Source organism: Phyllobacterium sp. GQ127, assembly GCF_059758635.1.
The window spans coordinates 41997-55616 of sequence record NZ_JCAXDZ010000006.1 but is presented as its reverse complement, the minus strand read 5'-3'; the positions used below and the strand labels follow the sequence as shown (position 1 = coordinate 55616).

The 13620-nt window shown below is 52.6% G+C and carries 10 protein-coding genes; all 10 read right to left on the bottom strand.

The window, feature by feature from the left end; translation table 11 throughout:
- Positions 1–3 precede the first annotated feature (3 nt).
- On the bottom strand, positions 4–1530 hold the full coding sequence (locus AC6CHM_RS19605; protein ID WP_336442234.1) for a DUF6212 domain-containing protein: 1527 nt from the start codon (positions 1528–1530) through the stop codon (positions 4–6).
- A gap of 276 nt (positions 1531–1806) precedes the next feature.
- Positions 1807–2820 (bottom strand): UDP-glucose 4-epimerase GalE, encoded by a 1014-nt coding sequence (galE, locus tag AC6CHM_RS19600; protein ID WP_336442233.1) that lies wholly within the window; start codon positions 2818–2820, stop codon positions 1807–1809.
- Between the two features lie 69 nt (positions 2821–2889).
- Positions 2890–4077: a polysaccharide pyruvyl transferase family protein gene (locus tag AC6CHM_RS19595; RefSeq protein ID WP_354347034.1), complete on the bottom strand. Its 1188-nt coding sequence runs from the start codon at positions 4075–4077 to the stop codon at positions 2890–2892.
- A 31-nt stretch (positions 4078–4108) separates the two neighbouring features.
- Positions 4109–5437 carry a glycosyltransferase family 4 protein gene (locus AC6CHM_RS19590; protein WP_337352809.1) on the bottom strand — a complete coding sequence of 443 codons (1329 nt, stop codon included), beginning with the start codon at positions 5435–5437 and terminating at the stop codon, positions 4109–4111.
- Positions 5434–7674 (bottom strand): hypothetical protein, encoded by a 2241-nt coding sequence (locus AC6CHM_RS19585; RefSeq protein ID WP_337352808.1) that lies wholly within the window; start codon positions 7672–7674, stop codon positions 5434–5436. The genes AC6CHM_RS19590 and AC6CHM_RS19585 overlap by 4 nt, the downstream gene beginning before the upstream one ends.
- 17 nt (positions 7675–7691) lie before the next feature.
- Positions 7692–8465: a hypothetical protein gene (locus AC6CHM_RS19580; protein WP_337352807.1), complete on the bottom strand. Its 774-nt coding sequence runs from the start codon at positions 8463–8465 to the stop codon at positions 7692–7694.
- A gap of 10 nt (positions 8466–8475) precedes the next feature.
- Positions 8476–9729 (bottom strand): glycosyltransferase family 4 protein, encoded by a 1254-nt coding sequence (locus AC6CHM_RS19575; RefSeq protein WP_307277681.1) that lies wholly within the window; start codon positions 9727–9729, stop codon positions 8476–8478.
- Positions 9726–10571, bottom strand: coding sequence for a class I SAM-dependent methyltransferase (locus AC6CHM_RS19570; protein ID WP_115054043.1), 846 nt, complete (start codon positions 10569–10571; stop codon positions 9726–9728). The genes AC6CHM_RS19575 and AC6CHM_RS19570 overlap by 4 nt, the downstream gene beginning before the upstream one ends.
- Complete coding sequence (locus AC6CHM_RS19565) at positions 10568–12826, bottom strand: glycosyltransferase family 2 protein (RefSeq protein WP_498174243.1); 2259 nt, start codon at positions 12824–12826, stop codon at positions 10568–10570. Before AC6CHM_RS19565 ends, AC6CHM_RS19570 begins: the two co-directional genes overlap by 4 nt.
- A gap of 79 nt (positions 12827–12905) precedes the next feature.
- Positions 12906–13565 (bottom strand): calcium-binding protein, encoded by a 660-nt coding sequence (locus tag AC6CHM_RS19560; RefSeq protein ID WP_115054044.1) that lies wholly within the window; start codon positions 13563–13565, stop codon positions 12906–12908.
- Positions 13566–13620: the final 55 nt, after the last annotated feature.

Below are 13620 nucleotides of genomic sequence, written 5' to 3'. Positions count from 1 at the left end.
AAACTACCCGTTGACCATAAGACTGACATTGCGGAATTTGGCCCACGCGAAACTGTTGTCACCCGGTGTCGTCATCCGCGTTGCGAAATAGATATTCTGCCAAACACCAATCTGATCATTGATGAAAGCGCTGATCCGATTATTTTCTCCCGGCGCAATACTCACCCATCCAGAGAACCCTTCTCCCGGGTCCACCGTCCGTTGTTCGGCAAATAGCGGCCGCGCATTCTCGAGGCTCGCGGCTACGACAATCGCAAATTCGACATCCTGCGACTCTTCGTTGTCGACGACGACATCCGAAGAAATCCTCAATATTTTAGGAGGGCACGCGGCGGGAATCTGGCCGATTGTCATTCCTGTTGACGGAGGGTGACAACCCACCGCTTTTTCTTCCGGCAAAGGAAGGATGGCGGCAAACTCGAAAGAGATTTCATCGGTGTTTGCCAATGTGGCAAGATCAAGGATACCAGACGCAAGCGGCATCTCCCTAAATCCGCCTTCGCGAACCTTTTCCGACTGAGCCGGCAAATAATTGGCCCAACTGGGCAGAACAACACCCGGCATTCCGCACCAGACCTGGATAGCCAAACTGTTCTTTAGCAGCGGCACATCATTGGCGGCATCGCGCACCTGAAACATCTCCAGCGGCTGAAGCCCGCCGAGCGACAAGAGGGGCAGTTCATCATCAGCGCCGTCCACCTGCACCCGCAAGTTCAGCGTGCGCCGCAATCCCGCAAGAGTTCTGGAAAGACCAAGGTAATTCCAACCATGCTTGAGCTTGCCCAGCGGAATGACCCAGCTCTCGACGATAGCCATGTCTTCCATAGTCACGAGTTGCGCATTCAACGTAGCGTCATCGCGATGTGACAGGCGATCGAAATGTATGGCAATGGCACTAACGCCCGCGCTTGCGACAGGAAGCACCTGTGATACGCCATCAAAGGAAGCATCTGCCAATACGTTTGAACGAGATGAGCTGGTTACAGGCTCGTTGGAGAAAGCAAGTTCAAAGGGTTGCATCCCCTTGCGATCAATAAAGCTTTCGACAGTGGCAAAACGATTTTGAAGGTTATCGTTCAAAGTCCTTAACGCCAACAGCTCCCGGTTTGATTTGACCATTCGCCGTGCATCAGAAACCAGCATTCCCGACAGTTTCCTGATAAGGACACCGGCCGTCTCCATTTCCTTGCCCGTTCGCCACTCAAGGATCACCGGTTCCTCAATAATACCTCGGCCCTTCAGCCAATCGAGCAATCGCTTCTCGCGCCCTCTGTGTGCTGGATTTAAAAGAACAGCCAGGATGCACAAAGGCGCCTCAAAGGCTTCTGTTTTGACCCCCACTGCATCGGAGAAAATGGCGGCCTCATCCTTGACCCCTTCGAATCCGAGAATCTTTACCGCATTGGATAGCTCACTCGGCAAATCATCATGTTCGATGCCCAAGCGTAATAGGATCGGTTCTTTTAACAGATCAATGTTTTTCGAAGATTTCGTAGCCGGCGAAAGCTTGTACGAAGTCTGAACCGTCATATTCTGGACCCTTGATCGATTGATGTGTTGGAATTTGAATTTCTATACATATAAAATGGCAACTTCATGAAGATTGTCACATATTTCTATTGCAGTGCAACAATAAAATTATTTCAACTGTTTGGCATTATTCTAAAACAAAACTGGTATTATTATGGACATAACTTGACTATATTATAATAGGACTTTACTTCAATATTTGAAATATTATTTTCCGGACAATAGCTTGCCAAACCCGGCAATCGACTGCCGGGTTCGGCCTTCAGGTCGATATGCTTAGACGGCCACGCGTTCCTGCTCTTCAAGCCGCATTGCCTGCAGCTGACGTTCCCAGGCAAGCGCATCACCTACAATTGTATCAAGATCTGCACGCTTTGGCACAAAACCGAAGTCGTTACGGACACGATCATTTGCGGCCACCAATATTGCCGGATCCCCTGCACGGCGGGGAGCCATTTTTACGGCGAAATCCACCCCGGATACACGCTTAACAGCATCAATAATTTCCAGAACCGAGTAGCCGTATCCATAACCACAATTTGCTGTTGTGCTCGCACCGCCTGCCTCAAGATAATTGAGGGCGCACAGGTGAGCTTCCGCCAGATCGCTGACATGGATGTAATCGCGGATACAGGTTCCATCGGCGGTCGGATAATCCGTGCCATAGACTTCGATATGGGACCGGTCACCGGTGGCGGCCTGGCTGGCGATCTTGATTAGATGGGTTGCGCGAGGAAATGATTGGCCAGAACGCAGCTTCGGATCAGCGCCAGCCACATTGAAATAACGCAATGCAACAAACCGGAAATCCTTATGAGCGGCAGCGGCATCACGTAACATCCATTCGGTCATAAGCTTGGATGTTCCATAGGGAGAAATTGGCTGGTGCGGCATATCCTCGGTGATCGGTGTCCGCTCGGGTTCGCCATAAACGGCGGCGGTCGACGAAAAAATGAAATGCCGGATGCCTTCCGCGATGGCGGTTTCCATCAATGCTCGCGACTGTACCGTATTGTTACGGTAATAGGATAGGGGATCACTAACGGAGTCCGGCACGACAATCGAGCCTGCAAAGTGCAAGATTGCCGTGATGCTGTGCCTGCGGATCGTGTCAGCAACCAGGGCCTGATCACCGACATCGCCCCGAATAAAGGGAACGCCTTCTGGTACCAGCCACTCGAACCCACAACTAAGGTCATCGAGGACAACAACATCTCTTCCCGCATCTTTCAGGGCAAGAACCATGTGACTGCCTATATAGCCTGCGCCACCTGTAACAAGAACGGTCATTGATAACTCCTGGGAGGTTATTTCTAGCTTTGTTGAAGATTCTGGCTTTTGCCAATTAGTGAATTTTGTCTAAGCCACACGCCGGACGGAATCCGGTATGTTCTCTTTTGTGTCGACCATCTTGTGGTCGACATGGTTTTCATCAAGAAATCTGCGCATTTCGCCATATGTTCGATACCAGGCGTCATTGTATTTATTGAACAATGTCTGATCCCAATAATCTTCAAGGCGAAACCTATCTCCGCTGAAGACATCGAAGCGGGGTATCTGGTAGGTTTCAGCGAACTCAACTGTGCGGCTGTCATAGGTAAAATAGATAGATGGCACCCCATTCGCCAAAGCCATAAGATTGCCGTGCAACCGGTAACCCAATACGAGATCTTTTGTCTGCACCAGTTTCTCATAGTCGGCCACAACGTCCGAATAGAAGAGTCGCTCGCGGTAAAGCTTCTCGATTGTATCGTCGAGATACCAGTCGGAAGCCCATCGATTGGCCTTCAGCGCCGCGATTGCATCTTCCTTCTGTTCATCAGTTCCCAATACAAGCTTTTTTTCCTCAATCTCGCCCTGCGCCATCAGCGTAACGTTGAATTTGTTTGCGGTATCTTTGATCAAATCGCGATGAAATGTCAGATATCGCTCAATATTACGGGCATAGGCTGGTGAGACCTCCCGGCGCACGGTCAGGCCAACATTGCGGACATCTTCAAGCAGGGGCAAAGTGACCTTCAACGTGGGATCATTGCGCCGAAATGCAGTGGGACAGCCAACGATCCGAACGTTGTCAATGCCGATATCTTTGAGCACCTGCGCAGAATAGGCCCCTCGCACGCCAATGGATGCCGTTGAATCTGCCATGATCTTCAGGAGCGTCTTGAGATCTTCAGGCAGTTGTATCTGTCCTTCAACAGGAGCCTGTGCTCCAATGCCCCAGGCGATTACAGGCAGTCCAAGGCGCTTCAAAACCGCAATCGCATGTGGCCAGCCCATATGCTGATGAATGTAGTTCGACCCACGCAGAATCACGTAGTCATATTCTTCTTTCAACCGATCGATTTGATCAAAATTTGGCTCACCGAGCGGCAATTCCCGCAGCTTTTCGAAGTTCATCAGCTTGAGCGATGAGTCAAAGACAAAGGCATCGCCGATATTGTGATAATGGTCGATATATTTTTGAATATCACTGTGCTGGTACCAGCGAACATTATCGTGGTCGTAAACTTCGCCTGATGGGCTCATTACGAGTACACGTGCCATAGAGTATTCCTTTTTGTAACTTTGAAAGCAATCAGCTTGCTTGTGAAAGAACGACTTCGTTCGCTGCCACTGTCTGGGTTGAGCCTTGATGAACAGATCGGAGCAATTTTGCATAAAGGGCAACGTGCTCTTCCGCACAATCGACATAGTTGGTCGGCTGTCGAATTGAGTGATGCAAGTGATCCCAAATGAGCGGGTCGCTCAAAACCTCGGTGAATCGGTCAGCAAGGTCTTCGGCACTCCGCACGCGGAAATGTAATCCATCTTGCCCATCCCGCACCTTTTCAGCCATGCCGCCAATATTTGAGCAGATAATAGGCCGACGATGATGCAAGGCTTCCTGAATAACGATCGGAGAATTCTCCCACCAGATGGAGGGCATCAACACCCAATCGACGGACTGCATCAGCCGAGGCATCTCGTTATTCTGGTAAGCTCCGTGAAATCGCACACGAGATCCTGCATCTGCAATGAGCTTTTCCATGCGCGTTCGAAATTCTGCGGGCTGCTTTTCAAGATTTCCGCCAAATATCATCAGCCTTGTATCTTCGCCCCAGACTTCCTCTGGCACTCGCGAGACCGCATCGATAAGCACATCAATGCCTTTAAATGGTGTGATCTGGCCGAAATAAGCGAAGCGGTTCCGGCGTGGCTTCGGTCCAGAGAGTTCCCGCGGCGGTGTGACGCTATCGATCGCCACACCATTTTCAATGACGTGCAGTTTTTTCGGATCCAGGCCCCATTCCGCATATTTGCCGGCGAGAAAACCGCTTGGTGAAACGAAGGCGTCTGCCAGTTCGAGCATTCCGCGCACAAACTTTTCCCGTTTCAAAAATCGAGCTGGCGGAATATCAGGAAAACAGGCGTGACAGTCGATAGGGGACGCTTCATGACAAAGTTTGGACGTACCAACTTTGACCATCTGTCCGTCATTGTTGCAAATGGAAAGGTATTCATGAAATGTCATCAATATGATTGCCTTGGGAAGCGCCTCGCGAATAGCATAAAGAGTTTCCAAACCAAGGCCCAATACATGGTGGAAATGCACCACATGTGGGTTGAGATCGCCGACAAAACGTAAAAGGTCGCGATGAATTTCGTCTGTGTTGTTGTTCGACAGATAAAAATGATCGTACTCGTCCGAATGAAACAGGATTTCATCGCTGGAACGCCGCAGGCTCATAAGTGCAGTCGTTCCGTGACGCGGTATCGGGTGTCCCGCGCGGGCAAGATATACGGATTGAACCCGTGGCAGGGCATTCAGGCCCTTGTGCAGATTATACGATGCAATTTCACCACCACCCAGCGAAATGCTCGGATGCGCATGAGAAATTACCAGAACGCGGAGTTGTTCGGTCATGCCGGGGTCTCCGTTTTCAAAGTGTTTTCTTTCCCGAAACTCCTGGCCCATCGGCTGTCAAAAATCTGTCTGTCAATCCGCTCTATCAGCGCAACCGTGGAAGCTTTTTCAGAGACTATAATATCGTCAGAGCCCAGCATCTGGGCCGATGGCAACCAGTAGGATTTAAGACCTGACTGCTTCAACTTGAGCCCAAGGTCCAGGCCTTTTTCATGCGTTCCCATGTAACCGCGTGTAAAGCCGTCCACTGAGAACAGCGCTTCTCGGGGCATGATACAACATTCAAATGTCGCCGTTGCCACTTCCGTCGTGGCCATGCCGGTTACCGCATCAATGGGATAGCCTGCGTACCGGCTGATCAAGGCGCGATCCGAATGCGCACCAGCCACCCATGTTCCGGCCCAGCGTATGGAATCATCTTCATATGCGAGGGTGGGAGAGAGGACGCAATTCTTGCGCATCTCATAAGCCGTCAGCAATTTGTTAAACCAGCCCTTGTTCCGGGGGAGCAACGAGGCGGCAAGAAACACAACTGTTTCACAGGACACTGCCCGCGCACCAACTTCAAGTGCATCATAGAGATCCTCCGAGCCGCTTGCCGAAACCAGCCGGACACTTAGCTTGTAGAACTGCGCCAGTCTGCGCACCCGCACACCAATACGGTCTATAACGTCAGTTGCCCCGGCAATCACGACAGGCAAACCCCGGGTTTCGGGATCAAGCGCAAGCAAAGCTATAAGCGGTCCAACTTCTTCAACTCTCTCATCGATACCAATGATTAGCGCCGGACCCTCAATATCATCAAATGCTCCGACATCCGCGACACCGAAGATTTCCGGTGCAGGACGGCTCACATTGCGCAAAAGTGGTACAAGCTGTTGGTCGACTACGTGGCGAAGTGCCCATGCATTTGGGTCAATCGCACGGATCTGTCTGACAACAGCTTCTCGTGATGTGACCCGGATCGGTGTCAAAGGCAGAAAGGCGCGCCGCTGATCGCTGAGGCAAAGCTCGAGATAAAACGGGGCGGTGCTGTCTCCTGACAGTTCCGGCGCAAAGGCAACAAATCCGTGAGCATGCCGATTTGGATCAAGACCAGCATTGAAAGGTGCCCGATTGTCGAATTCGGCGGTGACATCTGGCCTGTCGATACGGGTCCAGTTGCCATCAAGCTGGCACTCGCCGCGATGACGACGCAATTTTACGCTTTCGACATGACCGTCGGGATCAAGCAACCAGCCAGAAACCAGGAGGCCACTGCCGTCGACACGCAGGACATTATCAATGCCAGCGCGCACCGGAAGCGGCAAACCGGAAACGGTCTCAGTTCCGTCAAAGCGGTTGGCAGCCGAACGCATTCGAAGCAATATTTCTGTAGAACCTCTAACGCGCGGCAAAATTGCACGCACATGACTTGGCGTTTCCCGCGAACCGACAATCAGACGGCGATCATAGACTTCGGTGAAACGCCATCCGCGCCGTCCGCGAAAGAGCAGGCGTTCGATATCACTTGCTTCGACAGTTTCATTGGCAAGCAACAGTCCAGCAAAGCCCGAAGCTTGGTCGTTCAGATCCGGGCGGGCAAACACCGATATCACACATTCTGCCAGAGACGAAGCGCGTCCGCTGATGAAAAGCCGCGTCACTGATGGCGTGAGGTCTTGAGCCCAGCCTTGTACAAAGATTTCACCTTCATCACTGCCACCGATAAGCTCGACACATCCATCCGACCGCGCGCCCGCCTGTAGCAAGACCGTAATCGCCGCGAGCTTCTTTCGTCCTATGGGACCGGAGATCAGGGCCTCCACAAGCCCGTCAATGACGGACGGGAGATTCGCCCCTGCCAGATCTGCGATCATGGCAATCAGATCGCCAACCGATGCCCCTCTATTGGCAAAAGTATAGCGCGTTACCTTTGCCTTATGCTGGAACATGATGGTTTTGAGCGAAGCCCGACGCAGTATGCCTGTAGGAAGAACTGCTACAAAACCATGGGTTCCTGCTGGCGAGGCATTTTTCAATGGCCAGCACACCAAGGTCGCCTTGAGACTTAAAGCAGGGTCGCCATTGAGGAACACCGCCACGTGCTCCAGGTTGAAATTCCCTATGCCCATGACGAGCACCAGCGTATCGTCAACAGGGCAACCAACAACCATTTCGCCTTCCATGACAATGGAATGGTTTCCCGCTGGTTTGGCAGCGTTGGTTATCGGTAATATGTTCCTGTCATCGCGCAAGTGCATTACTCCCGAGTTCAGTGGAGTATCGTCAAGGAAACAAGGGCTCCCGCGGCAAAACCGACAAGAACAAAAAGCAGAAGGAACAGCGGCTTCACATCACCATTGGACCGCTTCTGCAGCGATTCAATACGCTTTTCCAAGCCTCCGACCACACCGTCAAGACGCATCAAATGTACATCGAGTTCGGTCAGACGATTATTTACGTCGCCCCGCATCGCTTCAATTGAACCGCCAATATCCAGGCCTTCGACAGACGAGCTACCGCTATTGCCATCAAGCACAGGCGCAGCACGTTGCAGAGACCTCTGGTTAACCTGCAGCTGACGTTGCGCTGCCATCAGCATGTCGAGCTTGTCCAATATCCGCGTCATTGGCGCAGCGATAAGTGCCTCTGCTGCCTGTTCGGCGGGTTTGGGGACACGCAAAGCCTGTTCGACCCCTGAGGCACTGATAGCAACCACTACCAGTTCGGCCGCCCTTATCGAAGCAAATTGCGGCAACATGACATTGAAGGCATGCGCGCCATCACCGATGCCGCTTCGCTTCAAATCTGGGCGATCCTGATCAGCTGTTGCTTCGGCGATTGGTTTCCCATCCAGCAATACCCGGATGGTCACCCGCGCGGTGGGTGCAGATGGATCGAAGGCCCAGCCGTAAAGACGTCCATCGTCGACGGCGTCGACCCGGCCCTTCATCGGTTCTGTCTTCAGTGGTCGCGCATTATCTTGCACGGGTGCAGCAGGAGGCTGTGGTAAAGCCTGCGCTGGGACTTGTGTCGCTATAGACATGATCTTCCTTTCAGGCGGCTGCCACACGATCCGAGCGCAATGTCCCGATCAAGTCGAGATACTTCGCTGCCGATGTGGCAATGGTGTCGGGATGGCGTGCGCGACTGGAAAGCTGCTGACGCAGATCGCCGTCTTCCGCGATACGCCGGATAGCTGAAGCCAGGGCCATAGGATCGTTGGGAGTGACGGTCAGACCGTTTGCTTCGTCCTCGATTGCCTCGGCCATGCCTCCGATATTACTGGTAATCACCGGGCAATTGAGGCCCTGGGCTTCCTGGATGACCAAAGGCGCATTTTCCCACCAGATCGAAGGCATGATTGCACAATCAACAGTGGCAATGAGCTTGCCAATATCCTCGCGCCGATAGGCTCCACGTCGCTGGACGAAAGGGTACGTCTCGGCGAACAACCGGTCTATGTCAGCAATAAAGGTCTCACTTTGGAATGGCGCCGCGCCATGGACCCGCAACTCAAAGTCCAATCCTTCGGAAATCAGCTGCTTTGCTGCTTCAAGCAAAACCGTGGTGCCTTTCCACGGATTAAGGTTGCCGAAATAACCAAAGACCGGCTTGGGGCGGGCTGTCTCTGATGGTTTGACCGGCGCACGTTCGGGCTGTCCATTCGGTATCACGCTAATAAGATGTTCTGACAAACCCCAATCAACATAACGCTGCTTCAGAAACGCGCTTGGTGAAACAAAGCTGTCCACTGTGCTTAGCAGCGATTTCAAATGCCGCTCCCGTAAAACAAACTTGTCGAGCGCGATCTCTTTAAAGCAGCTATGGCAACGGTCAGGACTTGCGCCGTAGCAAAGTTCTTTGTTTGTGGTCCGAACCATCAGACCATCATGATGGCAGATTGGGTAATAATCATGCAGCGTCATGACGATACGGCAATCGGGAAGTGTGCGTCTGACGATGTGCGGAAATTCGGCACCGAGCAACAGCAGGTGATGCAGATGAACGACATCTGGCCGAAAATCGCGAAGCAGTTCCACAATATCCGGCACAATTCCATAAAGATCGACTTGGCTCATGAAGAAACGGTCGAAATGACCGGACCAAAGAAGAATTTCGTCGCCAGTGGTGCCGATACTCTGGAAACTGGTTCCAGGGCGAGCTTCACGGTGAATATGATTGGTTGCGCCCAAAAAAAGCGCGTCGCAGCCAGCCCTCTGATACGCCCGAAACAAATCGTGCGCAAAAATCTCCGTCCCGCCAGGATGGAGGGAGGGATGATTGTGGGCAGCAACGAGAACCTTCATCGGCGGATCCCGTCTTTTTCTGCAACAAACAGATCCTGATAATGATCCGACGAAACACCGCGCCAATGACCGAATGATTTAAGGACAGTGTTCAAACCGGCGCCAGTAATCGCTCGGTCCAGAAAGCCATCATCGAAACCCACAGCTGCAAGCGGCGGCAGTTCCGGTACGAACCAGCACGGTCCATTGTCATAGCGTTGAAACCCAAGCCGAGCGTCACGTTTCTTGGAAACATTTTCCTGTGCCACCTTGTCGACGACAAATGCGGTCATGAAGAGACGGCCACCAGGAGCAAGAAGGCGCTCGATTTCGCGCAAATAAGCGCTGACTTCTTCATCTGGCAGGTGGGTGACGATCGAGGTCATGATGATGAAATCGAACTGATTTCCATCGTAAGGAAGGACAAGCTCAAGGCCGTCGATCGCGCCTTTTGGATTGTACAGGTTATGCGCAATATCCACGTGGCGAAATTCGAAGTTTGAATAGATGGGGCTAAGTTTTTGATTGCACCATTCTATACCGCCAGCCACGGGATCAATACCGCAATAAGTGCCTTTTTCGTAGTCGAGATACTGCGTGAGCGGCACCGCCATGCGTCCGATGCCACATCCGATATCCAATATGCGGTCTGTTTTTTCCAGTCCGCCCTTTCGAATGAAATGGCCGAGAAATTCAGCGCCAACGGCCTGATAACTGCCGTCCCCAACAAATATGCTCTCAAGCTCGGGGGAGGGGAGAAACCGGTTCTTCAACACGGTCTCCATCAGCCATTCAACGTAATCATTATCATAGACCCGGACATGATCGGCTGGTGATTGTTTGAGTGCGATGACCTCGGTCAAGCGGCGCTCCTTTCCGACTTGTTACTAACAAAAGGTGTGACCGTATCCTCGTCAGTCTCGTCGAGATAACTCGTCATCAATTCTGAAATGTCGCGGTTCCAGCGCTGCGTATGCAGCCATGAATTGTACTGGCTGGCCAAGCCCCGCATATAATCAGAACTCCGGCGTATTGACCGGCGCTCGAAGTGGTAAAGTGCGACGTTCGGCTCATAGGCAATCTGGAATCCTATCTGGCGGATTTTAAGGCAAAGGTCGCTGTCCTCGTAATCGCCGATCACATAGTCTTCCGTAAAACCTCCAACGAGGTCGTAAATATCCTTTCGCGTAACGAGGCACGCGCCTGTTACACCTGGCACAAAGCGGGCGACCCGAGCTGGCGCATAGTCCCCCGGCATTCCTTTGTAAAAATGGTGATTGAGCCATACTCCGCGCTGATCCCGGGCGAAATAAAGGCCTGCATGTTGCAAAGAACCGTCTTCAAACAGCAATTTGGGTCCGACAGCGCCAAGTTTTTTCTGTTTGAATAGCGGATTGATAAGTTCATCCAGCCACCCCGCCTTGCAGGGAACGACATCCGAATTCAACATCACCAGTATCGTGCCATTGGCAAGGCTGGCGCCGGCGTTGCATGCCCGCGCATAACCGCCATTGCGGTTCATCGTTGCAAGCTTCATGGGCAGATCGTGAAGAATGTGCAGTCCACCCAGCATGTGCTCGGTATCGTCCTGAATTTCAGGGGAATCGAGCACGAAAATGATTTCGGCGTTCTCGACGAGCCAGGGATCTGTTGCCATAGCGGAAAGTTGGAAACGCAGAAAATCGAGATTCCGGTACAAAGGAATAACAAGGGAAACCAACGGTGATTCCGGCATAATACCGTAATCCTTCACGTCGGCGATCTTGACCATTCTTCCTATCTTTTGCTCGACCTCCCGCAGGGCTGGCGCCAGAATTCTTTCAAAAACCTGCGCCTTGGCATGCTGTGGCGGGACAGCGCGTAATATACAGTTGCGCTGAGCACCAGCCTCAAAGGGCTGCATCTGTGGCACAAGTGCAGAGGTTGCACCCGAAATCAGCCGCATTTGGAACCGCGGCTGCAACAGCGGCCCAAGATTGTTGACCTGCGGAAGCCAGGCAGCAAAACCTGTCACGTCAGACCGTGATCCGTCCTCACCTTTTCCAGTTTTGCCTGGAAAACTGTAGAAGTTTGGCTTCAGTGGAAGGGCTGTTCCATCTTCGGTTACGTATTCGATACCGGCGAGCATACCGGACGGATCGTTCGTCCAGCCCCCAACCAATAAGCCGCCATCCAGTGCCAGCGCCAGATCAATTTCGCCGGAAGGCTGAGTAGCAGATTTACCGATTTGACGGGCAGGGAGCGGAGCCCTTATCTGCATGTCGATTGCGGTCGCGATGCCGGCGCCAGGCACCTTTGCAAGATGGCGTACCAGAAAGGCGCGCAAACTTGCATCCCCCTGTTTTTTTCCCCACCACTTCTGGAAATCCGAGGCACTGGCATTGTCGGAGAGCTTGCGCACGGCAACGCCATTCTTGCCTGAAATAACCAGTCGAAACGATTGGGGAAGGGCGCGGGCGGATTCCACCAGCAGGTGGCATTGTTGCAGGCCCTTTTTGACCGCAGGGCCAATAACCAGCTTCACCGGCAGTGAAATGACCGAATTGCCGCTGATACCATATATGGCGGTAACAGCTCCAAGGTCCGGGTTGAGACCGGTCTCCAGCAAATGGAGGCCATCAATTGGCTGTCCACAACTGCGCACTTCCCGCGGCTCGGGTGTAAGTGCCACTGTGACCTCGCGAGCGACGCCGGCAAAAATTGAATTCTGCGAAAGGCGAAAGGCACTTCGCCACGTGCCGAGCAGGTTGTTGAGGAGTTTGACCTGTCCGCCCGAGCCGATATTGCTCAAAGCACGCTCTATATCAAAGGCACCCAGCTCGGAAGCTGGATAGAGCACTACTTCCTGGTCTGAGGTCGAATTGCCATTGGAAAGCCTCAGCGAAACGGGATCGGCCTTCGTCCGCATTGCCCAGAACATACGCTGACCGCCCGTTTCGAGCGGCATGCTGAGGCTGACGAGGGGCACCAAAGGATTTGATGCTTCGATAGTGCATTTTGTCAGCGCTTTGGAGGAAGCTGGAATATCCCATATTACAACAGCCACGTCGGCGCAAAGGCGCGAGATCGAAAGGTCCTGTGGGTAATCTTCAATTTCCGTTGAATGGTCTAGGTGCAACAAATTGCCCTTTCACTCACTGCGCAACGCGAGAAAAAAAGCGTGCCCTGTGGGAGACAGGGCACGCCATAAATCGATATTAATGAACGACGAAGAAATCGCCTGGGTTTGCGAGTACATCGTCAGCGTTCACACCAACCAGTGTGACAGAGTCGCCATTGCCGAGATCGACAACTACGTCACCACCAACCTGGGTAACATGGGAAGCCACATCGTCAGCCGAGTGGATATCCGTTCCATTAATGCCACTCGAAATCTGGAGATGATCCTGACCTGGAGTGAAATCGAGCACGACGTCGTTGCCGCCGCCGCCATTGAAGACAAACGTATCGCTGCCTGCACCACCGATGAGTGTATCATCGCCAGCACCGCCAGAAAGGATATCGTTTCCAGCACCGCCAGAAAGGATGTCATCACCTTGCCCGCCGAACAGAATGTCATTGCCTGCACCGCCGAGAAGAACATCGTCTCCACGACCGCCAAACAGAACATCGCTGCCGTCATTGCCGGTCAAGACGTCGTTGCCATTATCGCCGAACAGGATGTCACTACCGGCGCCACCGAAAATGGAGTCATTTCCGTTGCCGCCGAACAGGAGATCATCCCCATCATCGCCGAATATTGTGTCACTTCCGTTCCCACCAAAAACAACGTCATCACCGCCACGGGCGTGGATGAAGTCATCAAAACGGGAGCCAAACAAAACGTCGTCGTAGGCGCCGCCTTCTAAAGTGGCCATCTGCTTCTCCTTTGTTGTCCTGCATTGAGTTTATGCATTGCCGGAAAAATACCCC